This is a genomic window from Streptococcus sp. V913 (genome assembly GCF_054353455.1).
On sequence record NZ_JBTHHX010000001.1, the window covers coordinates 199,790 to 224,834 of the forward strand.

A 25,045-nucleotide genomic window follows, 5' to 3' on the forward strand; every position below is an offset into this window, starting at 1 on the left:
GAATAAAATTTTTAATTTTAGGGGCAAATTTGGGGCGAGATAAAGAAAAAGCCTTATTTAAGGCTTTCTTGGGCTATTTACATCCACCCTGAGGGAATCGAACCCCCATCTCAAGAACCGGAATCTTACGTGATATCCATTACACTAAGGGTGGAAACTTGTCTTATTATAACAGAAATTTGCTCTAATAACAAGTTTTTTTATGGGTAGACTAAGCGTCCATTAGTGGGATGCATCCCCGTTCCAGATAGAGTTTTTCACGATAACATAATCAACATGTTTAAGGTCAGCAAGCCTGCGTCCACCTGCGTAGGAAATAGCACTTTGTAAGTCCTGCTCCATCTCAGTAAGGGTGTCTTGCAAATGCCCTTTGGCAGGAAGCAAAATGCGTTTGCCTTCCACATTTTTATATGCTCCTTTTTGATACTGTGAAGCTGAACCATAGTATTCTTTGAACTGTTCCCCATCAACTTCGATTGTCTTCCCTGGACTTTCGATGTGTCCTGCAAAGAGGGAACCAATCATGACCATGCTAGCACCGAAACGGATAGACTTGGCAATGTCACCATGGGTACGAATCCCACCATCAGCGATGATTGGTTTGCGAGCAGCCTTGGCACACCAGCGAAGGGCAGCCAATTGCCAACCGCCAGTGCCAAAACCTGTTTTCACCTTGGTGATACAAACCTTACCAGGACCGATTCCAACCTTAGTAGCATCCGCACCGGCATTTTCCAATTCACGCACAGCTTCTGGAGTTCCGACGTTACCAGCGATTACAAAAGTATCAGGTAATTCTTTCTTGATGTGCTGAATCATTGAGATCACACTATCCGCATGTCCATGAGCAATATCAATCGTGATATACTCAGGAGCATCAGCCTTGAGCTGGCTAACAAAGCCATACTCGTAATCCTTGACACCTACAGAAATGGAAGCAATGAGCCCTTGATCGTGCATACGTTTGATAAAAGGAATGCGTCCCGCTTCATCAAAACGGTGCATAATGTAGAAGTAACCGCCTTTAGCAAGTTGCTCTGCTACGTTCTCATCCAAAATCGTCTGCATATTTGCTGGCACAACAGGTAGTTTAAAAGTGTGTTTTCCAAACGTAATACTTGTATCCGCTTCTGAACGGCTTTTAATCACACATTTATTAGGGATCAACTGAATATCTTCGTAATCAAAAATTGGAAATTCATTTAACATATCGATGTCTCATTTCTTTTATAATGACCTACCTATGCTTACGCATCTCTACGCCTTTTCCCGACGTTTCCTTGATTTATTATAAACCAAAGTACAGTTTTTGTCAAATATTTGTAATAATCACATTATATCGTTCGGAAATTACTTATATAAATAGCAAAAAAGTGAAGAGATTACCTTCTCCCCACTTCTTCATCAATAATCGCTTTAAAATTTTCTTCTGAATTTTCCATCATTTCACAAAATGCACTATAGGATGAGGCATTCTGAGGTATTCGAATAGACCACTTCTTCAATTGAGCTCCATAACCAGCTACTTTTCCTATTTCACTATTTACTGACTGCTCCATACTAGGAAAAATCAGTCCAGCTTTCTCAGCTTTTAAAATATAAGAATAGGAAATCAGCTGGAACAAGTCCTCGCGGTTAATTCCTTTTTCAGTGAACTCCAGTTTTTTATATTTAGCATCTAGAACAATCTTTCGTTCTCTATCATAAAAATCTGGATATACTTTTCGTTTCCCAACAGAAAATACTGAAATTCCATCCGTCTTATCCTTATTTCTGGGATGTACAAAACCTTTTGGCAACAAGGTGTAAACATACTCTTCCCAAAGCCAGGCAACATCAAAAAGAATACCATGGATTTTTTGTTCCTGATCCCCTAGACCGTGTTTTTCTTGGCTTAGGATCATCAGACAAAGTTCTTGTAACTTTCTGTACTCTCTGAAATAGGCGTGTCGGACAGGTTTGATTTTATTCATTCTAATAATCTTGGCACGATCAGCTAGTTTATAAGCTGAGGTTACACGAGTAATTTCTGTCATATTTTCACGATTACTATCGAGCAGAACTCCGAAACTTTTCTGATTCTTTATGTACTCAATCGTATATCGAATCAACTGCATGAGTGGATTATCATAAGTAAACTCTCTAGTTATATAGGCAATATTTCCCATAAAAGGGAGATTTTTTTTCAGATGATTTCCAACATCTAGTACACCCTTTACATGACTATCGTTATGAAAAAATCGCTGGTACTCCTTATAAAGACCCTTTCTGAGAGCAGCTTGCAGATATTTGGGAAAGAGGTAAATCAAAAGCTGATAGAGTTTATCCTCTGGAGATAGACCGACATCCAAACTAGTCAGATTGATATTGAGAACCTTTTGTAAAAGATAATGCAAAAAATAGTCGTTACTTTCATCAGAAAAACGAGAGGAAATCGTTAATCTTTCCTGACCATATCCAAGAAAACCAATTACATTTCCTGTCTTGATTTCCTGATTAACTGTTTCAAAAATCTTTTGGTCCTTGTCTAAATCGGGAGTATGAGTCAAATCATTTGGAAAAATAAAGATATTGTCCTCTCTAGAAAGGTTATCCAGTGTTCTATCAAGAAGAGCTTGACTTAGTTTGGGATATTCTGCGACAAAGTCTTCTTTAGCAATTCTATGCTGATTATCAGTTATCCGCATCATTATCACCAATATCTTGGGGTTCTTGCTCTTTATTTGTCAGATCAAATGCTTTTTTCAATGTTTGCAGAGTTTCATCTTCTTCATAAGAACCACGCAAGTAGTCTTCTAGTAGCGGTTTAATATAATCAGACCAGAGTAATTCATAGTCAAAATCAACATCCTTCAACTTAAGGAAATAACTTGGTCCGATATGATAATGGCTATTTAGCTCCTGAACGTTTTCGATAGCAGCGTTCAAATTTCTAAGACGAATTTTAGCTTCTTCGGCTTTATCACCAAGCACCTCATCAAGCATACCAACTTGACTCTCGGCAGTAACTTCAACAAAGCGGAAACGACGACGCATAGCAAAATCAAAGGTATCCACTGAACGATCAATATCATTCATTGTTCCGATGATGTAAACATTTTCGGGGATATAAAACTTTTCATCAGTTTCGTGTAGATTTGCATATTGGGTAGAAACACTTCCCTTTTCACCACGGTAGCCAGGGTCAATAGAGAAAAAGAGTTCACCGAAAATCTTAGAAATCTCCCCACGATTGATCTCATCTATGATGAAAACGAATTTCTTGTCTGTGTTAATCATTGGGGATACATAATCACATAAACCATAACTTTCTTTCATGTGCTCCAAAACAATTTTTTGATAAGTTTCGTACTTTAAATTAGTATCTTCACCCTTGTACAAAAGATACACTTTTTCTTTGGTAGCAACAGGAGAATCAAACTTCACATTCCCTTGACTATTTAAACTGGCTGGAACAGAACTACGAGGAAAGAAGTATTGTCCTTGCTTTTCATTGATAGCATCCGTTAGCTTCCTCCACGCTTCCTCAAAATTATCTTGTCCTCCAGTTTTCTGAGCATCTATAGCATTCTGACAAAACTTCTTAAAAATACCTTCTTTTAATTTAAAAAATATACTGCCATCCTCATTTGAATCCGGTCTTAAACCCTCTACAAAATCTGTATAATCATAGGAAGGGTGAAATTGTACAAAGCCGATTTGGTCTTCGTTGTCACCCGTTAACTCCATAGCAATTTCTTTAGCAAGATAAGTTTTTCCTGTGCCAGGTGCACCACGGAGGATGAGGTTTTTGGATTTTTTTAATTTATCTAAATAATCGTTAATATTTTTATCCATAACAACTTTCTCTATATTTTTTCTGTATGTACCATTTATAATAGATTTATATAAATTGATACGTTCTGAATTTCTATCCCAGTTGATGGTTTGTCTTGTACCTTTTTTACCTTGGTATTCCCATCCACCATCTACTTTCAACCAATTAACACCAATACAATGTTTAAACTCTGTTTTTGTTTCATCAAAGTAATATGTTTTCACACATTGTCCAATACCTAAAATTTTGTTAAATCCTGAGGTAGCTATTATATAATCATTTATTTTTATGTCATGTGCAAACTTCCAAATAAATAAATTGCTCCGCTTTCCTTGCTTCAATTCTTCAGGATTATTGTAATCTAAAATATTAGATAAACTAGAATCGAAATCTATACAAGCTATATTCTCTTCTTTGAATAAAGACCAAACTTTTCCACCTCCTCCTGCAACTATCATCCAATAATTTAATTTTTCTTCCATTTTGTAGCTCCATTTTCATATTATAGGCTAGTTAGTATTTAATATTTCAAAATCCTATTTCACATATAGAATATCATATCCTATAGAAAAAGAAAAGAATTTCTAAAGAAAAAGCCCAGTGTTAGGAGCTTCAATATCTCTTAACACTAGACTTCTTTTCAATATTAATAATACTCACCCTGACGGTAATCCCATGAGTTAAAGGTATCTGACAGGTGCATCATGATTTTATCAATGTCAAGCCCTTTACGAATCACAACTGGTGCTGGTGAGATTGAACGGTCTCCTCCTTGTTCTGGGATGAGTTTTCCGTCCTTATCGACCATAGAAACCATCACACCTTGCTCGTAGCGGGTTTCAATGGTTTTGTCAGGTTGGATTGAGGCAACGTAGTCGTCTGCTTCGATAACAAGATCCACTGCTCCTTCGATACGTTCCCCAATTCCTTCAACCTTACCACGATTTCCTTTTCCAGAAGGGTTTGCAGATGAGGCATAAACCATTTTACCTTCTTCCCAAAGTTTAGCAGCCAACTGTTCACCAGCTTTACCAAACTTGATGACAAAACAGCTAGTACCACGAACGTCTGTCATGAGTTCTTCACGACCATCACCGTATGCTTTCAATTTCTCAAAGGCTTCTGGTTTCCATGGAAGGATACAACCTAGAAGAATGTCTTCGTCCCAATGTTTTTGGTAGAAGGCTTCAATTTCTGGATTGAGTTGGGCTAAAGCGCGAAGCTCATCCATGCTTCCACAAAGTACAACACCTGGTTTGTTACGGTTACGCTCTTTAGCTTCAAACTTACGCTCAAGTCCTTCCTTATCACTAGTCATGATGATGTAACCAACTTTTGTAGGGCAAACGATACATCCGCCCTCACCTTTTAAAATGTCATAGCCTTCCTGTGAAAGTGTTCCGTTCCATTGAATGTGTTTTGTCATAGTTCTATTTCCTTTTCTATTTTTATTCTAATCCTGCCAATAGGCTGGGCGTTGTTTTTCATAAGCAGCAATCAAATCTTCGTACTGCAAGGTAATACCGATATCATCCAAACCATTTAAGAGCTTGTGTTTCCATTCACTATCGATTTCAAAAGTGAATTCTCCAACTGGTGAGATGATTTTCTGTTGTTCCAAGTCCACAGTTACCTGATCGGTCGGTTTGAGTTGGGCTAACTTTTCTCTAACCCCCCTAGGCTGAACAATGGGCAACATGCCATTATTGAGTTCATTATTATAATGAATGTCCCCGAAAGATCCTGCAATCACGACCTTAAAACCATAGTCGGCTAGAGCCCAAGCTGCGTGTTCTCTCGAAGAACCTGCCCCAAAGTTATCACCTGAGATGAGGATACTGGCTTTTCGGTATTCAGGTCGGTTAAAGACAAAGTCTGGATCCTCAGTGTAGTTATCGTCCAGATAACGCCAAGCATACATGAGGTACTTACCAAAGCCTTTCTTATCAATCAACTTGAGAAACTGCTTGGGGAGGATTTGGTCTGTGTCGATATTATCATTCATGAGAGGAACGGTCGTTCCCGTATAAACTGTAAATTTCTCCATATCCTCTCCTTACTGGGCCTCTGGCATTTGCCGAACATCTACGAAGCGCCCTGCGATAGCCGCTGCAGCTGCCATGGCTGGACTGCAGAGATGGGTCTTAGCACCAAATCCCTGTCTGTCTTCAAAGTTACGGTTGCTGGTTGAGGCACAGTGGACGCCATCAGGAACCTTGTCGGGATTCATCCCTAGACACATAGAGCAACCTGGATCTCTCCACTCAAAGCCAGCATCAAGGAAAACCTTGTCCAAGCCCAACTTCTCAGCAGCTCGTTTCACAGGACGAGAGCCTGGTACTACGATTGCTGTTAGATTGGGAGCTATTTTCTTTCCTTTGACAAATCGCGCAGCCAGTTGTAAATCGCTGAGACGAGCATTGGTGCACGAACCAATAAAGATATAGCCCAGTTCAATATCTGCCGGCTTTTGACCTGGCTCCAAGTCCATGTAATGATAAGCACGTTCATCGTTCATATCCTTAATTTCTGGGAAGCTACTGTCAAAGTCAACGCCCATAGCAGGATTAGTTCCCCAGGTCACCATGGGTGCCAAGTCAGAGACATCCATCTGGATAACCTTATCATAGACAGCATCATCATCACTGACAATTGTTTTCCAATCCGCCACAGCCTCTTCGAAATCCTCTGGAACACATTCTCGTCCCTTGAGATAATCATAGGTAGTTTGATCTGGATTCATGATGCCCATCTTAGAGCCAAACTCGATGGACATATTGCAGATGGTCATTCGCTCTTCCATGGTCAGAGCATCAATCGCTTCCCCACGATATTCCACCACATAGCCAACACCGCAGGCAACGCCATACTTGGCAATCAAGGCGAGAATGTAATCCTTAGAATAAACTCCTTTTTGAGGAACACCAGTGAATTCTACCAGCATTTTCTTGGGTTTGACCTGCCAGAGGGTCTGGGTGGCAAAGACATGCTCGACCTCACTAGTCCCAATCCCAAAGGCGATAGCTCCGAAAGCCCCGTGGGTGGCTGTATGGCTGTCTCCACAGACGATGAATTTTCCTGGTTGGGTCCGTCCTGTTTCTGGACCAACCATGTGAACAATCCCTTGCTTCTCAGAACCGTGGGCTGCATGTTCAATCCCAAACTCCTCAACATTTTCAGCAAGCTTATCAATTTGAGCCTTAGAAATCACATCTCGAATATCGTAGATATTGACCGTTGGTACATTATGATCAAAAGTTCCAAATGTCAAGTCTGGCCGTCTCAATCTGCGCCCCGCATCTCGTAATCCTTGAAAGGCTTGGGGACTGGTCACCTCGTGAATATAGTGTTGATCTACATACATGAGTTGGGGCTGCCCCTCTTCTCCTGTGATGACATGACGGTCCCATAATTTATCAAAAATCGATTTTCCTGCCATCTATTACCTCCAAATGAAATATAAGGCTACAAGTGTGGTTACCATCCCAAGGAACCAAACCGTTTTAAAATACCATTTTCTAGTCTTGTGGTGAAAGGTCATTCCTGCTAACCAAGCGCCAAATCCACCACAGACAAGTGCTATAGTCAAGAGAATTTTCTCTGGGATGCGCCAAGCACCTCTCCTTGCCTTGGATTTGTCAATGCCATAAATCAAGAAAACCATGACATTCCAAATCAAAAGAACTAGAGTAATTTTTTCATCTAACTTCATAACCTTGCAATAATAGCTTCCGTCATTTCCTTGGTCGAAGCCTGACCTCCTATATCTCTTGTTAAAATGCCTGCTGCCAAACTGGCTTCTATAGCTTGTTCGATACGCCCTGCATCCTCAGAACGCCCAAAACTATCTCTCAGCATCATGGCAACTGATAAAATCATGGAAATAGGATTGGCAATTCCTTGACCTGCAATATCAGGTGCCGAACCATGAATAGGTTCATAAAGACTTGGACCTTTTTCAGAATGACTAGCTGATGGCATGACTCCAAGCGTGCCAGATAGAACGCTTGATTCATCTGATAGAATATCTCCGAAAAGATTTTCTGTCACGATGACATCAAATTTAGCAGGATTTGTAATCATAAGCATGGCAGCTGAGTCCACTAACTGGTGTTCCAAGGTTACATCTGGGAAATCCTGCGCAACTTCCTCAGCCACTATTCGCCAGAGTTTTGATGTTGCTAGAACGTTTTGCTTATCGATACTAGTAACGATTTTTCTGCGATTGCTTGCGATTTCAAATGCCTTGCGAAGAATCCGCTCTACTTCTTCATAGCTATAGTCATTGATATCACGCGCTTTGCGCTCTTCAAGGATATGATCCCCAAAGTAGATACCACCTGTCAACTCACGTACCACGACAAAGTCTACACCAGCAATTCGTTCCGGTTTGAGAGGTGACAAATGCTTGAGACTGTCAAAAATCTTAACAGGTCTAATATTGGCATAGAGATTGAGTTCCTTACGAAGAGCCAGCAAGCCTTGTTCAGGGCGAATCGCTGCCCCATCATACTGGGGACTACCGATAGCCGCAAGGAGAATAGCATCTGCATCTCTACATGCCTTGAGGGTTTCATCAGGTAAGGGATGCCCCGCAGCATCAATACCTGCACCTCCAAAGGGGCATCTATCTATCTCATAGTCAAAGCCAGTTTTTGAAGCTAGAGCTTCCAGAACCGCTAAACCAGCTTCCATAATTTCTGGACCGATTCCATCACCTGCTAGAGCTACGATTTTCTTTGTCATAGCATACTCCTTTACACATTAGGCATATCGCGATAGGAAACGCTGCGTCCCATCTCACCAGCATTCTCCTTTTGAACAAAGGTATTAGCATTGATGTAGGCAATAGCTGAAGCCTTCAGTACATCGAAATCAATCCCTGCTGCATTAAAGATGGTCTCTGTATCTCTGTTTTCAACAGTCACCAATACCCGAGCCTGGGCATCAATCCCATCTGTCACCGCATCAATAGTGTAGGATACCAAGCGAACAGATTGATTGAAGAACTTGTCAATGGCGTTAAAGATTGCTTCAACAGAACCTTGTCCTGTCGCATTAAATTCGACCTTCTCACCATCCATATTAGCTAGGCTAACGAGCGCTTCAATATCATTATCCGCATGAGTTTGGAGTTGCAAATCATCAAAGTGGAAGCCTTCTGGATTTTCAACCATGGTTCCAGCTACCAGAGCTCGAATATCTGCATCTGTGATTTCTTGTTTCTTGTTCGCTAACGCCTTGAACTTAGCAAAGAGTGGTTTGATATCCTCTTCTGTAAAGTCTAGAGCCAATTCTCTTAGTTTCTCAACAAAAGCATGGCGACCTGACAATTTTCCAAGCGGAAGACTATTACTCTTAACACCAACCAATTCAGGTGTGATGATTTCATAGGTAAGAGGATTTTTAAGAACTCCATCTTGGTGAATACCAGACTCGTGAGAGAAGGCATTTCCACCAACCACCGCTTTGTTTTTAGGAACTGGAATACCAGAGAAGCGAGAAACCATTTCTGACGTATTAATGGTTTCATTTAGGACAATACTTGTTTCTGCTTGGTAGTAATCTTGGCGAATATTGAGGGCCACTGCTATTTCTTCAAGGGCTGCATTACCGGCTCGCTCCCCGATACCATTGATGGTCCCTTCGACTCGTCCTGCACCATTCTTGACAGCAGAAAGGCTGTTAGCCACTGCCATTCCGAGGTCATCATGACAGTGAGGTGAATAGATAATCTGACGATTCGTCTTGACATTCTCAATCAAGTGTTTGAAAATAGCTCCGTACTCTTCTGGCGTGGTAAATCCAACCGTGTCAGGGATATTGATATAAGACGCACCTGCATCAACTGCTGTTTGAACGACTTGCAAGAGGAAATCCAACTCTGTCCTGGTCGCATCCTCTGGAGAAAATTCGACAATTTCAAACTTAGAACGTGCGTAAGAAACATGCTCCTTAATAGCTTCTAAAATCTCTTCCTTGCTCTTATTTAGCTTATACTTGCGGTGAATCGGACTGGTAGCGATAAAGACATGAACCTGTGGATACTTGGCATCCTTAAGCGCCTCGTAACAAGCATCTATATCAGACTTGACCGAACGTGCCAAACCAGTTACAGCAGTTTTCTTTAAGACCTTGGCAATTTCCTGAACTGCCAAAAATGAATCTGGACTCGCTGCCGGAAAACCAGCTTCGATGGCTGAAATACCCCATTTCTCCAGCTGTCTTGCGATAGCAACCTTTTCCTTGATTGAAAAATTAACACCTGGTGTCTGCTCACCATCACGGAGACTGGTGTCTAGAAACTCAACTCTACGCATAAGAATTCCCCCTTCAAAATTTCAGTATAGAAAAAACATCTCGCTCGGGAACCCAAGCGAGATGTTGATTTACTCCCGCTTGGTAAGCCAAACAGGACTAATGCTTCTGCACTAGCCCGAGTACCTCAACAACAAAGCAAATTGATTAAACTTAGCTGTTTTCATGTTTGACTTTCTCCTCCGTTTGATATCTTGTTTAGTATTTTAGCATAGCTAAAAACACTTGTCAAGAAAAAATCCATTATTTTCTGAAAATTTCTTCAGTAAAGAATATTTTGCTAATTGAAAGTATTTGAAAACTCAAGTAACTTTCCTTATTTTTTCACAGTCAAATTCCAACTTCTTTCGATGAGTTCTAACACTTCTTCATCTAGCAAACTATCATCAAGCGCCAGACTAATCCAGTAGCGTTTGTTCATATGAAAGGCTGGATAAATGCCTTTTTTTGAAAGCAAGTCAGCCACTTGATCGTGTTTGATATTGACTGCTTCGACTAGCCCTTCTCTGCCCTTTTCCAGCTTATCCCATGGGATTCTCATCATAACAGCATACCACTTCTTATTTCCTTCATGTCTTAACACTGCTGTATCAGGCGACTTTTCCCACAGATACTCCAACTGATTACCATACTTTTCCTGAACTTTAGACATGATTCGCTTAGTCTGAGGACAGATAAAATCCTGCACATCAAAGCAATCCTTCCGAATCTGGTAGAGAATCTCCAAACAAGCCTCGCGGACACTTCCTACAAAACTTCCCCGCATACTTTCCATATGTACTTGAGGATAGAGGTCACCCGTTTCCTGGTCAAAGACCTGAAAACTCACATTATCAGTAGTAATGGAGACTGTCATGAAAAAGTCACCCTGCAAAATCTGGCAACTGTAAGTCCAGACTTCCTCATTTTCTACAAAACCATAGGCATGGGCTTTTTCTTTATTAAACTGATAGGATTTAAAAATTTCAAACATAAGTTAAAACTGCTACCAAAAGCTAGCAGTTCCTTTCTATTTTTTAAAAGACAACCTTGGTTCCATGCAATTGTGTCACGCCCAGCTGGTCGATAAAGGTTTGACGGTTGTCAAGGTCAATCCCCCCACCTGGTAGAATTTCAATTTTACCAGCTGCATGTTCCAAAATTCTGTGGTAGTGAGCAAAACGTTTCTCTAGTGAGTCCCCAGACACACCAGCGCGAGTTAAGATACGAGTAACACCAGTTTGGCTTAGCCAGTCAATAGCCTCCAATTGCTCTTCATCACTCAATTCATCAAAGGCCATGTGAAAGACAATTTCCATCCCTTTAGATGCGGCAATCAGCTTCTCAAGATTAGCCTTATCCAACTTCTTATCGGCAGTCAATGCCCCAAAAACTACTCCTTGACTTCCAGCCTGAGCAGTCAAACGAATGTCTTCCAGCATAATTGCTATTTCAAGATCAGTATAGACAAAGTCGCCACCACGGGGACGAATCATGGTCATAATGGTGCTATCATAGTTAGCTGCCAGTTCAACAGCTGCCTTAGTCACTCCATAGCTTGGTGTTGTCCCACCAACTGCTAGATTATCACAAAGTTCGATTCGACGAGCTCCAGCCTGCATCGCTTTTTCAAGTAAGGTCACATTTTCAGCACAAAATTCGTAAATCATTTGATTCTCCTCGATGTTTTCTTTGAATTTATTATATCATATTATTTTAAATATGCTTTCATTTTTATCAAGGCAAATAACTACTATTTTTATCTATTCTTTGTCAGGAATGACTTTAAAGAGATAGTAGGTGATAAAGATGGTCAGGGCTCCCAAACCGATTTTAACAGGCAAAAGAGGGGCAAAATAAATAGAAATTCCCATCAAGATATAGATAGATACGATGATTTTTTTCTTGCGTTCTCGCGCGATTGACTTGGTTTCCCGAAAATCAGCTACATAAGTCTGATAAAGCTTTGTATGATAAAGCCAGTCTTCAAAACGCTTAGAAGATTTTGAAAAGCAAGCGATAGCTAACAAAAGAAAGGGTGTTGTTGGCAAAAGTGGTAGGACAACTCCAATAACAGCTAAAGCCAGTGAAATAAAGCCAATACAGAGATAAATAATACGCATGATTTCTCCTAGATAAATTACTCTTCCTCTAGTTTCGCATACAAGGGGGAAATTTGTCAAGCATCAACAAAAAAGAGCCTGAAATTCATTTTCAGGACTCTTCATTTTATTTAATTTTCTCTTCTTCGTAGTCGCCATTACTACATACAACCTGCTTGCCACCACCACGGACTTTTTTCTCCACAAGGAAGTGTCCGCATTTTGGACAATCACGGCCAATTGGTTTGTCCCAAGAAGTAAACTCACATTCAGGATAGCGATTGCAACCATAGAAGATACGATTGCGCTTGGTTTTGCGTTCAATGATTTGTCCTTGATGGCAGCTTGGACACTCAACACCAATCTCCTTAACAATCGCTTGTGTGTGACGGCAGTCTGGGAAATTACTACAAGCATAGAATTTACCAAAACGACCGAGCTTAATCACCATCGGACTGCCACAAACTTCACAGTCAAATCCAGCTGGCTCATCCTTGATCTGGATTTTTTCCATTTCGGATTCAGCCTTGGCTACTTCTTTGGAGAATGGTTTATAAAATTCATCAATGACACGTTGCCACTGCTCCTTACCAACTTCGACATCATCCAGTTTTCCTTCCATCTCAGCTGTGAAGGTCACATTGACGATATCTGGGAAGTATTCAACGATGAGTTTATTAACAATTTCCCCCAACTCTGTTGGTTCAAAACGTTTAGCTGCCAGACGAACGTAGTAGCGTTTTTGGATAGTTTCAATAGTCGGAGCATAGGTTGACGGACGTCCAACCCCATTTTCTTCCAAGGTCTTGATAAGAGTCGCTTCTGAATAGCGAGCAGGTGGTTGGGTAAAATGTTGCTCTGGCTTGCTATTGACCTGCTTGACCACATCTCCAACAGCCATATCTGGCAACATTTTGTTCTTGTCAGAGTCATTGTAGATAGCAAGATAACCATCAAACTTAACTTGGCTTCCATTCGCTGCAAACTGAACTCCATTTTGAGAGAGCTTGACAGCCATGGTATCAAAGATAGCTCCCGTCATCTGGCTCGCTACAAAACGGTTCCAGATAAGGGTATAAAGTTTGAGCTGGTCTTTGTCCAAGTACTTAGCGATGCTTTCAGGTGTGTTAAAGACACTAGATGGACGAATGGCTTCGTGGGCATCCTGAGCACCTGAGGCATTCTTGACCTTGCTACCATGCTTGGAATACTTGCTACCAAAACGGTCGTTAATGTAGCTTGCCGCTTCATTCTGAGCCACAGGACTGATACGAGTCGAGTCTGTACGCATATAGGTAATCAAACCTTGCACGCCTGATCCGATATTGATCCCTTCATAGAGCTGTTGAGCCACCATCATGGTCTTTCGAGTACGGAAATTGATTTTGTTAGCCGCATCCATCTGCATGGTTGAAGTCGTATAAGGTAGGGGCGCATTGCGTTTGCGCTCTTTCTTATCTACCTGGTCTACTGTGAAATCTTTGCTAGTCAAATGGGATAAGACTTCTTTGACTTCTTCGTTGGTAGTCAATTTCATCTTTTTGCCATTCATACCATAGAAAGAAGCTTGAAATTGCTTGGTTCCCTTCTTAAAGACACCATCAATTGTCCAGTATTCTTCTGGTTGGAAGGCATTGATTTCATTTTCACGGTCAATGATAAGCTTAAGTGCAACCGACTGCACGCGTCCTGCTGATAAGCCCTTCTTGACCTTTTTCCACAAAATAGGCGAAATCGAATAGCCTACCAAGCGGTCTAAGACTCGACGAGCTTGTTGGGCGTCGACCAAGTCCATATCAATCTTGCGAGGTTCTTTAAAGGCATTTTTTACAGCGTCCTTAGTAATTTCATTAAAGACTACACGGTTGGCATCATTCTCGTCCAAGTTGAGAATGTGAGCCAAGTGCCAGGAAATTGCTTCTCCTTCACGGTCCGGGTCACTCGCCAGAAAGACTTTATTGGCCTTTTTGGCTTCTTTTTTCAAGTCATTGATGAGAGGACCTTTGCCTCGGATATTGATATACTGCGGTTCATAGTTATTTTCAATGTCGACCGACATACTGGATTTTTTCAAATCACGGATATGCCCGACACTGGCTAGAACCTTGTAGTTTCTGCCTAGATATTTCTCAATCGTTTTCGCCTTAGCAGGCGACTCCACGATGACTAGATTTTTTTTAACTGTTGATTTTTTCTTCTTTGTTGCCGTAGCCACACTATCACACCTTTTCAAAGTAATAAACTTTATAAAGTGTAAACCATTTTTCTATAGCTGTCAAGACCTAAGTCTTATATATAAGAAGAAAAGTTTATCTGAGTGAACAAATTTCTCCTTAAAATTCAAACTCAGCCAGCACATCCTGACCACTGGCAATCAGTTTTGCTCCCTCTTGGATCAGGTGGTGACAGCCATCTGAATGGCCATCTAAAATGTTTCCTGGAATGGCAAAGACATCGCGCCCTTCCTCCATAGCACGCTCACAGGTGATGAGACTGCCCGAACGCATCCTTGCCTCTGCTACAATAACCCCACGACACAGTCCTGCTATGATACGATTTCGAGCTGGAAAATGAAATTTCAGAGGTTGCTCGCCAGGTCCATATTCACTGAGAACCAGATGGTCATTGCCAATGTACTCCTGCAAGCGTTTATTGGTTTTAGGATAAAACACATCCAATCCTGTTCCAATCACAGCAATCGTTCTTCCTCCATTCTGGAGTGCAGCCATGTGGGCAGCCGTATCAATCCCTTTGGCTAAACCACTGACCACGATTAACTCATTTTCCAAACCTTGGATAATTTTCTGGACCGACTTAGCACCTTGGCTCGAACAAGAACGACTCCCCACAACAGCAACTTTCGGAAACTTTAATAAGTCCAGATTTCCTTTATAAAACAAGAGCACTGGAGCATCATAAATCTCACTCAGATTCCAAGGATAACAGTCGTCTAGAATCGAGAAGGATGGGAATTTTTGGAACTCCTTCTCCAACTGTGCATCATCTATCTGGAAATAGCGTTCCATAAAGACAGCAGGATTACGACATCCTGAAATTTCTGCAATATCACCTAGCAAGAGCTCCTGATCTACAGTCTCGTCGTATTCAAGAACAGTTAAAATTTGTTGATTGGTCAAGCCAGCTTTTCTCAATTTGTAAATCTCATAGTTTGTAATCTTCATAAACAACTCCATTTCTTTTCCTAGTCACTTATCTATTCGTAAAAAAAAATAAAAAGAAGACCAGTTGATCTTCTTTTTTTCATTTATTCCGCTTTAGTAGTTGACCAACTACTTTCAACCATCGGTAAGATAGTTTTTAAAGTTTCCCCATCCCCTTCAAGTGAAACATAGCGTATTTTACCATCATTTGATCGGAAAACCCAGGTAACGAGGTATTTCCCTGACTTAGCAATTGCATTGACAACATAGGCTTCATAACCTCCAATGGTCGATTTGGAGCCCCAAACCTTACTGAAATCAGAGCTTTGTTCTTTGGAAGTTAAAATACTAGATGAGACAGTCACAACATCCAGTTTAGCATATTCTTCTTCGATGATATTAAACTGCTCAGCCTTGAAGGTATTCAGCGTAACAATGTTGATATCTGTTCCATCGCAATACTGTATATCATTTCCACCTTCTACTTCATGGAATCGAACCCATGATTTGGGTACCTTGACAAAACCATATTCATTCGAACCGATGATTTGAGTCTCTTCCTTCTTCGCTTCGGAAACAGTAGAGCTAGAGCTACTCGTTTCCTGACTGCTAGAAGAACTAACAACTGCAGACGAACTTTCTTCGGTTGCTGTTTGTGATTTATTAGAGCATGAAGCTAGAAAAACACTAGCAGTAACTACAGTACCTAAAATTAATAATTTTTTCATCCTACCACCTTTCCATCTGCATTATAAGAAAAATAAGGACTCCTGTCAAATTCTAACCTAATCTATTCTGTTAGTTTCCGATTTTATAGCTCTCATTTAAAGCAAAAACTCTTGAAAAATCTTCAAGAGTTTTGTTTTTTTATTTCTATTCTTCATCCATACTTAAGACGCTAAGGAAGGCTTCTTGTGGGACTTCTACTGATCCGATAGCTTTCATCCGTTTCTTACCTGCCTTTTGTTTTTCAAGGAGTTTGCGTTTACGAGAAACGTCACCACCGTAACACTTGGCAAGTACGTTCTTACGAAGGGCCTTGATATCAGTACGGGCCACAATCTTGTGCCCAATTGCTGCTTGAATTGGAACCTCAAATTGTTGACGAGGGATGATTTTTTTGAGCTTATCAACGATGAGTTTCCCACGTTCGTAGGCAAAATCCTTGTGAACGATAAAGCTGAGGGCATCGACCTTATCACCATTGAGAAGGATATCCATTTTGACCAGCTTAGATGGACGGTACTCTGACAATTCATAGTCAAAGCTTGCATAACCGCGCGTTGAAGACTTGAGCTTATCAAAGAAGTCAAAGACGATTTCTGCAAGCGGAATTTGATAGATGACATTGACACGATTGTCATCAATATAGTCCATGGTCACAAAGTCCCCACGTTTGCGTTGAGCTAATTCCATTACTGCCCCAACAAACTCCTGTGGTACCATGATTTGCGCCTTAACATAAGGCTCTTCAATGGTAGCAATCTTGGTTGGGTCTGGAAACTCTGATGGGTTAGACACATCCATAGACTCCCCGTCGGTCAAGTTAACCTTATAGATAACAGATGGAGCTGTCATGATGAGGTCAATATTGAACTCACGTTCCAAACGTTCTTGGATAACATCCATATGGAGAAGTCCAAGGAATCCACAACGGAAACCAAATCCCAGCGCCTGAGATGTTTCTGGTTCAAACTGCAAACTGGCATCGTTGAGCTGCAATTTTTCTAGGGATTCACGAAGGTCATTGTATTTATTTGACTCGATTGGGTAAAGTCCTGCAAAGACCATAGGGTTCATTTGCTTGTAGCCATGTAATGGCTCTGCCGCAGGATTGGTTGCCAAGGTAACTGTATCACCCACACGAGTGTCTTGAACTGTCTTGATAGAAGCCGCAATATAACCAACGTCACCTGTCGCTAGGAAATCACGCCCTACTGCTTTCGGCGTGAAAATACCAACTTCCGTCACATCAAAGGTCTTGCCATTGCTCATGAGTTGAATCTTATCGCCAGGTTTGACAACTCCGTCCATGACACGGACTTGAAGAATAACACCACGGTAAGCATCGTAGACAGAGTCGAAAATCAAGGCCTTGAGAGGAGCAGTTACATCACCAGTAGGAGCAGGAACTTTTTCCACGATTTGCTCGAGGATTTCTTCGATCCCAATACCAGCCTTAGCAGAAGCTAAGACCGCTTCACTGGCATCCAGTCCAATGACATCCTCAATCTCTGTACGAACACGCTCTGGATCAGCTGCTGGTAGGTCAATCTTGTTAATGACTGGCAGAATTTCCAAATCATTGTCCAAGGCTAGATAAACGTTGGCAAGAGTTTGCGCCTCAATCCCTTGGGCGGCATCGACCACCAAAATCGCCCCTTCACAGGCAGCTAGAGAACGCGACACTTCATAGGTAAAGTCCACGTGCCCAGGCGTATCAATCAAGTGGAAAATATAGGTCTCCCCATCTTTAGCAGTGTAATTGAGCTCGATGGCATTAAGTTTAATGGTAATCCCGCGCTCTCGTTCTAGGTCCATACTATCCAGAAGCTGGGCTTGCATTTCACGACTAGAAACCGTCTCGGTCTTTTCCAAAATACGGTCCGCCAGCGTTGACTTCCCGTGGTCAATATGGGCGATAATAGAGAAGTTTCGAATCTTCTCCTGTCGTTTCTTTAATTCTTCTAAATTCATGATGCTCTTCCTTTCAGGGTATCTATTTATTATAAATTGTTTTTAACATTTTGACAAGACCATACCCTGCTAGGAGTACTAATCTTCGGCGATAAAGCCGTCATTTTCGATAAAGTAGTGTTCGGCCATTCCTTGGTCTGTAAAGACGATTCCATGAAGGACACCACCATAGACAGCTCCTCCATCCATGCCAATCTTGCCATCTTCTGTTATCCAAAGTTCAGCAGTACCTCGGTCTTGCTTGAGCAAACCATAAACCGGTGTATGCCCAAAGACAATGGTTTTCCCGGTATGATTTTCAGCTTCGTGGAATGGTTTTCTGAGCCAGACTTTCTTGTAATCTGTGGTTTCATGCCAATCATCCAAGGTCAAGTCAATACCCGCATGAACAAAGATATACTTGTCTGTCTCTACCACAAATGGCATTTGACGAATAAATTCGACCAAGTCTGCCGCTTCTGTCGCAACCCGTTTGGCATCCTCTACGCCATCAACTGGTGCATCCAAGGGGCGACCTAGGATAGAGTTAATGGTTGTATCTCCACCATTGCGACGATAGTGGTCATAGCTTTCCTCAGGATTGTCCAACCAAGTCAAAAACATATACTCGTGGTTTCCTGATAGACAGATAGCCCCTTGATTGTCGACCAAGTCTTTGACCATTTCTAGAACACGGCGACTATCTTCACCTCGGTCAATCAAATCCCCTAGAAAGAGCAACTGAGTTTGACCATCCCAGGTTTTGAGCAGATCTTCTAGCATACCTGCTTTCCCGTGAACATCTCCAATTACGTAATAGTCTGTCATTTATTTCTCCCTCGTTTGCAATAATTCTCTAGCTTGGGTAAGGGCCGCCTCTGTTACATTCTCCCCAGCCAACATTTTAGCCACTTCCTCTACTCGCTCTTCTAAAGTCAAGAGACGAACTGTCGAAACAGTTGAATGTTCGTCGCTAATCTTTTCAATAAAGAATTGGTAATCTGCAATCGCAATTACTTGTGGTAGATGAGAAATAGCAAGAACCTGACCATGCTGACCAATCTTATGAATCTTTTGAGCGATGGCTTGGGCCACACGACCTGAAACACCTGTATCCACCTCATCAAAGACAATACTAGTCTTACCTTCCTTACGAGAAAAGGCGGATTTAATAGCTAGCATGAGGCGGGATAATTCCCCACCGGACGCAACTTTAACCAAAGGTTTAAAGTCTTCACCTGGGTTGGTGGAAATGTAAAACTCGACCGTTTCATTTCCCTCACGACTGAATTTCCCCTTGTTAAAGCGAACCTGGAACTGCGCCTTCTCCATATAGAGGTCTTGCAGTTCTTGTTTAATCTCTGCTTCAAGCTGCTGGGCCAAGTCATGGCGAGCAGATGCAAGCTGACCTGCCAAACCAACAAGATTAATTTCCAATTTCTTGAGCTCTGCTTCCATGTCTTCGGAAGAAAGATTATTACCCGTCAAGAGATTATACTCATCTGTAATCTTAGCAAAATAAAGCAAGACATCGTCTACAGTCCCACCATACTTGCGGGTAATAGTATTCAGAAGGTCTAAACGATTTTCGACCTGCATGAGGCGATTGCCATCAAAATCCAAGTCTTCAATAATATCTTCCAAACGCTTGCTAATATCTTCTAAAACATAGTAGATTTCTGATAGAGAACTTGAAATTTCACGGTATTCAGGATCGTATTCTTCAACACTTTCCATGTCATTCATGGCTGAACGAACATTAGCTAGGCTAGAAAACTCCTCATTGTCCAACATGCTATAGGCATTGGTTAGCGTATCCGCAATATTTTTATGATTGAGGAGTTTATCTCGTTCTTGGTTGAGAGCCAAGTCTTCACCAGCCTGCAAGTTCGCTGCCTCAATCTCTGCCATTTGAAATTCCAACATCTCAATACGAGCCTTATGTTCCTGCTGATTTTTCTTGACTTCAAGAACTTGTTTACGCATTTTGCGATAGGCATCAAAACTCGTCTGATAGGTCTCCTTCAACTCCAAGAAAGCAGCATCACCAAACTCATCCAACATCTGGATGTGCAGTTGAGGACGCATCAACTCTTCTTGGTCATGTTGCCCATGGATATCCACAAGGTGTTGCCCAATAGCACGCAAGACAGAAAGATTGACCATCTGGCCATTGACGCGACTAACACTTCGCCCATTTTGAAGAATTTCACGGCGGATGATGATTTCATCACCCATTTCCAAACCTTGCTCATCAAAAAGTTCCTGTAAAAGGCGACTATTTTCAACCGAGAAAAGCCCCTCTATCTCTGCCTTAGGAGCACCGTGACGAATAACGTCTGTCGTTGCACGAGCCCCCAACATGAGATTCATAGCGTCGATAATGATAGACTTTCCGGCACCCGTTTCCCCAGTCAAAACAGTCATACCCTTTTCAAAATTGAGCGAAATCGCCTCAATAATGGCAAAGTTTTTTATCGAAATTTCAAGTAACATACTGACCTACCATTTTTTAACTTGTTCAACAATTTCTTCAGCTGCCTCTGCTGTTCTAGCTACAATTAAGATAGAATCATCATCAGCTAGACAGCTAAAAATCTGTTCAGGAAATGCTTCGACCAACTGACTCTTCACAAAAATAGTATTTCCAGGAATGACAGAAAGGTTGATCATATTTCCCATTAACTCAGAACTCACAATATTGTCCTCAGCCAACTGCAAACTCTTAACAATTGATTTTGGCAATTCATAGATATAAGTGTTGTTTTTCAAAGGAATTTTAACAATACCAAGCTCTTTGATGTCCCTTGAGACAGTGGCCTGAGTAGCAGAAATACCTGCTTCCCTCAAGTACTCAACAATTTCTTCCTGAGTACCGATCTGATAATCCGTAACAAATCTTCTAATTTTTTCAAGTCTCTCTTTTTTATTCATCTTTAAATTCTCTATGTGCTCTCTCTACAACTTTTTCTATTTCGGGGGCAACTTGATTGCTTGCTCCCTCTTCCTTTTTTAAATATGCCAAAAATTCGATGTTTCCATGTCCTCCTTGGATTGGTGAATAGTCTAATCCAAGCACTGAAAAACCTTGTTCAACTGCCATAGCAGTGACAGATTCAAGGACAGTTTGATGAACCTTGGCATCGCGAATGATTCCATTTTTCCCGATTTGCTCACGACCTGCTTCAAACTGAGGTTTGACAAGTGCTACCACCTGCCCTTGATCTGCTAAGACACGGTGCAAGGCGGGTAAAATCAGACTGAGGGAAATGAAACTCACATCAATACTGGCAAAACTTGGTTCCTGCTCAAAGTCAGTCTTTTCAGCATAACGAAAATTAAACTGCTCCATGCTGACAACCCGTGGGTCTTGGCGTAATTTCCAAGCCAACTGATTGGTACCGACATCAACTGCAAAGACTAACTCAGCACCATTTTGCAACATGACGTCAGTAAATCCTCCAGTGGAAGCCCCAATATCAATCGTGGTTGCGCCATCCACTGATAAATCAAAGGCCTGCAAGGCTTTTTCTAATTTTAAGCCACCACGGCTGACATACTTGAGTTTTTCACCTTTGAGTTTTAGCTCAGTGTCATCTGGGATTTTCTCACCTGGTTTGTCAAAACGCTCCCCATTGAGGACAGCTACAACCAGACCTGCCATAACACCCCGCTTGGCCTGTTCTCGCGTTTCAAACAAGCCCTGTTTATAAGCTAGTACATCCACTCTTTCCTTAGCCATTGATTCTCAAACTTTCTACTACTTTCACAATCGGCTCTTTTTCAAAGCTGACTTCCTGGGCGATTTCTTCTAATTTAGCCTCGGCTTGATCAAGAGTTTGGTTACAAAAGGCAATAGCCTCCTCCAAGCCCAACAAGGCTGGGTAGGTTGACTTTTCTGCCTGCAAATCCTTTTGTGGAGTCTTCCCGATTTCCTCAAAACTAGCTGTCACATCCAGCACATCATCTCGAACTTGAAAGGCCAGCCCAATCAATTCACCAACCGTTTTCAATTTTGCTTGGATTTCTGGTGCTAATTCAGCTATGATAGCAGCTGCTTGGAAAGGATAGGCTAGTAACTTACCTGTTTTATTAGCATGAATGATCTGGAGTTCTTCCAAAGACAAATGTTGGTGTTCACCTTCCATATCTAAAACCTGCCCTGCAACCATTCCCAGACTTCCTGAAGCAAGGGATAAGTTGGCAATCAAGTCCACCTTGATCTGACTTGGCAAATCTGCCTGCACTATCAAAGCATAGGGATCTAGGAACAAGGCATCTCCTGCCAAAATTGCCATCGCTTCGCCAAATTTCTTGTGATTGGTCAAACGCCCTCGTCGGTAATCATCATCATCCATGGCAGGAAGGTCATCGTGAATCAAGCTCCCTGTATGAATCATTTCCAAGGCCGCAGCCACCTGCGCGTGAGCAGGTTTAATAGCGACTTGCAAGGCTTCCAAAACTTCTAACAAGAGAAAAGGCCGAATACGCTTGCCACCAGCATGAATGGAATAGAGAACGGACTCTCGTAGACTAGAAGCAAACTGCTGGTCTCCATAAAAATCTTCCAAGGCAGACTCGACAAGAGCTAATTTTTCTTGCTTCTTCATTCGAAATCACTTTCTGTTCCGTCTTCTTGCATGACCTTGACCAAGGTCTTTTCAGCCTTGTCCAGCGTCGCTTGGAGTTCTTTTGACAAGACCATGCCCTTTTGAAAGGCAGTAATCGCATCTTCCAGAGCAATTTCACCATTTTCTAAACTTTGGACAATGGTCTCCAGTTCTGCTAGATTTTCCTCAAATTTCTTTTGTTTTGACATCTTTAACCTCTAATTCTACTTGACCATCCCGCATCAAAAGCGTCACTTGGTCTTTTTTCTTCAAACTCTCAACCGAATCTACAACGGTCTCTTCTTTTTTGACAATAGCATAGCCACGCGCGACAATTCGGCTCGTATCCAACATCAGAAGTGCTTCCGAAAGTCGCTTGACTTCAGCAACCTTAGCATCATAAACCAGAGCCATCTGGCTACGGAGGAGCTTGTCCAACTGAGTAAGCCGGTCCTGAAAGCGTTGAATTTTGGTAACAGGTGATAGTTGTACCAGTTGATGAGTCCTTGCTTGGACTAGCTGTTTATTGTCAGAAATCCGTGTTCGCAAACTTTGTTTTAATCGCAGTTGCAATTGATCCAAGCGTTGCAAATAACCATCATACAAGCGCTCTGGCTGTCTAAAGATAACAGACTGACTGCATTTTTTCAGAGCTTCTTTTTTTCTTGACAGGACATTTTGTACAGCTGTCGCCATCCGTTTTTCCTGATTTTGCAGATGGGTCAAGAGATCCAACTTAGTTACAGGCGTTGCAAGTTCAGCAGCAGCCGTTGGCGTTGCCGCTCTGCGATCCGCCACAAAGTCTGCCAAGGTAACATCCGTCTCATGCCCCACACTAGAAATGATTGGCAAACGAGATTCAAAAATAGCTCGTACCACAATTTCTTCGTTAAAGGCCCAGAGATCCTCGATGGAACCTCCACCACGACCAATGATGAGGACATCTAGATCCTCACGCTGATTGGCACGAGCGATATTCCGTGCTATTTCCTCCGCAGCTCCATCTCCTTGAACCTTGGTCGGATAGAGAAGAATATCGACACCTGGAAATCGCCTGCTGATGGTCGTGATAATATCTCGAATAACGGCTCCACTGCGACTGGTTACTACACCAATTCTCTTAGAAAATTGGGGCAGAGGTTGCTTGAAGCGTTCTCGAAACAGGCCTTCTTCTGTCAATTTTTTCTTGAGTTGTTCAAACTGAATCGCAAGCGCCCCAACTCCATCAGGCTCTGCCTTTTCAATGATGATGGAGTAGCTCCCACTGGGTTCATAGACCTGTACACGACCAATCACATTGATTTTCATTCCTTCTTCGAGGTCGAAGCCTAATTTCTGATAGATCCCTGACCAGATGGTCGCTTGAATGACTGCATGGTCATCTTTTAGGGAGAAATATTGGTGAGTAGGTCGTTTACGAAAGTTGGAAACTTGACCAGTTAAATAGACCCGTTCCAAGTAAGGGTCTTTATCGAATTTCATTTTCAGGTACTTGGTCAAACTTGTTACCGATAAATACTTTTCCATCTCCACCTACTATTCATTTTCTTGCTTTTCCATGGGTATTATTATACCAAAAACATGCCTAAAAATCACCTTTTTCCTACTGAAACTAAAGGAAAAATAGAAAAAGGAGGCATGGCCTCCTCATCTAATTATTTGCTGTTTCGTGCTTCTTCCAAAATCTTTGCAATCTTGGTGGTCAAAAGGTCGATAGCAACGGTATTGCTGACTCCCTCAGGAATGACGATATCGGCATAACGCTTGGTCGGCTCGATAAACTGGTGGTACATGGGTTTGACCACGCCCAAATACTGCTCAATAACGCTGTCTAGACTACGGCCACGCTCCTCCATATCACGCTTGATACGACGAATAATGCGCACATCATCATCTGTATCCACAAAAATCTTGATATCCATCAAATCGCGCAGACGCTTGTCCTCCAAGACCAGAATCCCCTCAACGATAAAGACATCCTGAGGCTCCTGACGATAGGTCTTGCTACTTCGTGTATGCTCTGTATAGTCATAAGTCGGGATGTCCACCGGACGTCCCGCCAACAATTCCTTAATCTGCTCGATCATCAAGTCTGTATCAAAGGCAAATGGATGGTCGTAGTTAGTTTTGACACGCTCTTCAAAGGTCAAGTGAGACTGATCCTTGTAGTATGAATCATGCTCAATCATGGAAATCTTTTCATCAGGAAAGTGCGATAAAATGGCTCTTGAAACACTGGTTTTCCCTCCACCAGAACCACCTGTCACTCCGATAATGATTGGTCTATTTTGCATGCTATCCTCCGTTTTTTTATCCGTGGTCTATTCTATCACATTTTTTGCAAAATTTATAGTCAGATTTGGATAGTCTAGGGGAAACAAA

At 41.8% G+C, this 25,045-nt stretch carries 24 protein-coding genes and 1 tRNA gene; all 25 read right to left on the bottom strand.

The window, feature by feature from the left end:
- Positions 1–82: 82 nt before the first annotated feature.
- Positions 83–154 (bottom strand) — tRNA-Arg (locus ACXYSL_RS00975).
- A 68-nt stretch (positions 155–222) separates the two neighbouring features.
- The gene (locus ACXYSL_RS00980; RefSeq protein WP_458623721.1) at positions 223–1,209 is read right to left on the bottom strand and encodes a GMP reductase; all 987 of its coding nucleotides are present in this window, start codon (positions 1,207–1,209) and stop codon (positions 223–225) included.
- Positions 1,210–1,382: 173 nt separating this feature from the next.
- Positions 1,383–2,687 (bottom strand): McrC family protein, encoded by a 1,305-nt coding sequence (locus tag ACXYSL_RS00985; protein WP_458623722.1) that lies wholly within the window; start codon positions 2,685–2,687, stop codon positions 1,383–1,385.
- Positions 2,674–4,299, bottom strand: coding sequence for an AAA family ATPase (locus ACXYSL_RS00990; RefSeq protein WP_458623723.1), 1,626 nt, complete (start codon positions 4,297–4,299; stop codon positions 2,674–2,676). Before ACXYSL_RS00990 ends, ACXYSL_RS00985 begins: the two co-directional genes overlap by 14 nt.
- A 164-nt stretch (positions 4,300–4,463) precedes the next feature.
- Positions 4,464–5,243, bottom strand: coding sequence for an L-threonylcarbamoyladenylate synthase (locus ACXYSL_RS00995; protein WP_268714431.1), 780 nt, complete (start codon positions 5,241–5,243; stop codon positions 4,464–4,466).
- A 27-nt stretch (positions 5,244–5,270) separates the two neighbouring features.
- Entirely contained in the window at positions 5,271–5,864 is a 594-nt protein-coding gene (leuD, locus tag ACXYSL_RS01000; RefSeq protein ID WP_070567513.1) for a 3-isopropylmalate dehydratase small subunit, read from the bottom strand.
- 9 nt (positions 5,865–5,873) lie between these two features.
- Entirely contained in the window at positions 5,874–7,256 is a 1,383-nt protein-coding gene (gene leuC / locus ACXYSL_RS01005) for a 3-isopropylmalate dehydratase large subunit (RefSeq protein ID WP_049536563.1), read from the bottom strand.
- Between the two features lie 3 nt (positions 7,257–7,259).
- A complete protein-coding gene (locus ACXYSL_RS01010) occupies positions 7,260–7,529 on the bottom strand; it encodes a DUF1294 domain-containing protein (RefSeq protein WP_049536564.1) in 270 nt (89 codons plus the stop codon).
- Positions 7,526–8,563 carry a 3-isopropylmalate dehydrogenase gene (leuB, locus tag ACXYSL_RS01015; RefSeq protein WP_458623724.1) on the bottom strand — a complete coding sequence of 346 codons (1,038 nt, stop codon included), beginning with the start codon at positions 8,561–8,563 and terminating at the stop codon, positions 7,526–7,528. Before leuB ends, ACXYSL_RS01010 begins: the two co-directional genes overlap by 4 nt.
- A gap of 11 nt (positions 8,564–8,574) precedes the next feature.
- The gene (locus ACXYSL_RS01020) at positions 8,575–10,137 is read right to left on the bottom strand and encodes a 2-isopropylmalate synthase (protein ID WP_458623725.1); all 1,563 of its coding nucleotides are present in this window, start codon (positions 10,135–10,137) and stop codon (positions 8,575–8,577) included.
- Positions 10,138–10,451: 314 nt separating this feature from the next.
- Positions 10,452–11,108, bottom strand: a complete 657-nt coding sequence (locus ACXYSL_RS01025) for an MmcQ/YjbR family DNA-binding protein (RefSeq protein ID WP_000461561.1) — start codon at positions 11,106–11,108, stop codon at positions 10,452–10,454.
- Positions 11,109–11,151: 43 nt separating this feature from the next.
- Positions 11,152–11,784: a copper homeostasis protein CutC gene (locus tag ACXYSL_RS01030; RefSeq protein ID WP_000638773.1), complete on the bottom strand. Its 633-nt coding sequence runs from the start codon at positions 11,782–11,784 to the stop codon at positions 11,152–11,154.
- 93 nt (positions 11,785–11,877) lie between these two features.
- Positions 11,878–12,237 carry a YbaN family protein gene (locus ACXYSL_RS01035; RefSeq protein ID WP_001220350.1) on the bottom strand — a complete coding sequence of 120 codons (360 nt, stop codon included), beginning with the start codon at positions 12,235–12,237 and terminating at the stop codon, positions 11,878–11,880.
- A 106-nt stretch (positions 12,238–12,343) separates the two neighbouring features.
- Positions 12,344–14,431: a type I DNA topoisomerase gene (gene topA, locus ACXYSL_RS01040; protein WP_057489171.1), complete on the bottom strand. Its 2,088-nt coding sequence runs from the start codon at positions 14,429–14,431 to the stop codon at positions 12,344–12,346.
- Positions 14,432–14,549: 118 nt separating this feature from the next.
- A complete protein-coding gene (gene dprA / locus ACXYSL_RS01045; RefSeq protein WP_458623726.1) occupies positions 14,550–15,398 on the bottom strand; it encodes a DNA-processing protein DprA in 849 nt (282 codons plus the stop codon).
- A gap of 83 nt (positions 15,399–15,481) precedes the next feature.
- Positions 15,482–16,105: a hypothetical protein gene (locus ACXYSL_RS01050; RefSeq protein ID WP_458623727.1), complete on the bottom strand. Its 624-nt coding sequence runs from the start codon at positions 16,103–16,105 to the stop codon at positions 15,482–15,484.
- Between the two features lie 145 nt (positions 16,106–16,250).
- Positions 16,251–18,074: a translation elongation factor 4 gene (gene lepA, locus ACXYSL_RS01055; RefSeq protein WP_001047201.1), complete on the bottom strand. Its 1,824-nt coding sequence runs from the start codon at positions 18,072–18,074 to the stop codon at positions 16,251–16,253.
- Between the two features lie 78 nt (positions 18,075–18,152).
- Positions 18,153–18,881: a metallophosphoesterase family protein gene (locus ACXYSL_RS01060; RefSeq protein ID WP_458623728.1), complete on the bottom strand. Its 729-nt coding sequence runs from the start codon at positions 18,879–18,881 to the stop codon at positions 18,153–18,155.
- A complete protein-coding gene (gene recN, locus ACXYSL_RS01065) occupies positions 18,882–20,549 on the bottom strand; it encodes a DNA repair protein RecN (protein WP_458623729.1) in 1,668 nt (555 codons plus the stop codon).
- 6 nt (positions 20,550–20,555) lie between these two features.
- The gene (locus tag ACXYSL_RS01070; RefSeq protein WP_001034408.1) at positions 20,556–20,987 is read right to left on the bottom strand and encodes an arginine repressor; all 432 of its coding nucleotides are present in this window, start codon (positions 20,985–20,987) and stop codon (positions 20,556–20,558) included.
- The gene (locus tag ACXYSL_RS01075; RefSeq protein WP_458623730.1) at positions 20,980–21,795 is read right to left on the bottom strand and encodes a TlyA family RNA methyltransferase; all 816 of its coding nucleotides are present in this window, start codon (positions 21,793–21,795) and stop codon (positions 20,980–20,982) included. Before ACXYSL_RS01075 ends, ACXYSL_RS01070 begins: the two co-directional genes overlap by 8 nt.
- Entirely contained in the window at positions 21,788–22,663 is an 876-nt protein-coding gene (locus tag ACXYSL_RS01080; RefSeq protein ID WP_458623731.1) for a polyprenyl synthetase family protein, read from the bottom strand. The genes ACXYSL_RS01075 and ACXYSL_RS01080 overlap by 8 nt, the downstream gene beginning before the upstream one ends.
- On the bottom strand, positions 22,660–22,872 hold the full coding sequence (locus ACXYSL_RS01085) for an exodeoxyribonuclease VII small subunit (RefSeq protein ID WP_000043230.1): 213 nt from the start codon (positions 22,870–22,872) through the stop codon (positions 22,660–22,662). Before ACXYSL_RS01085 ends, ACXYSL_RS01080 begins: the two co-directional genes overlap by 4 nt.
- Complete coding sequence (gene xseA, locus ACXYSL_RS01090) at positions 22,850–24,190, bottom strand: exodeoxyribonuclease VII large subunit (RefSeq protein ID WP_084873224.1); 1,341 nt, start codon at positions 24,188–24,190, stop codon at positions 22,850–22,852. The genes ACXYSL_RS01085 and xseA overlap by 23 nt, the downstream gene beginning before the upstream one ends.
- A gap of 128 nt (positions 24,191–24,318) precedes the next feature.
- The gene (gene udk, locus ACXYSL_RS01095; RefSeq protein WP_009730252.1) at positions 24,319–24,957 is read right to left on the bottom strand and encodes a uridine kinase; all 639 of its coding nucleotides are present in this window, start codon (positions 24,955–24,957) and stop codon (positions 24,319–24,321) included.
- Between the last annotated feature and the right edge of the window lie 88 nt (positions 24,958–25,045).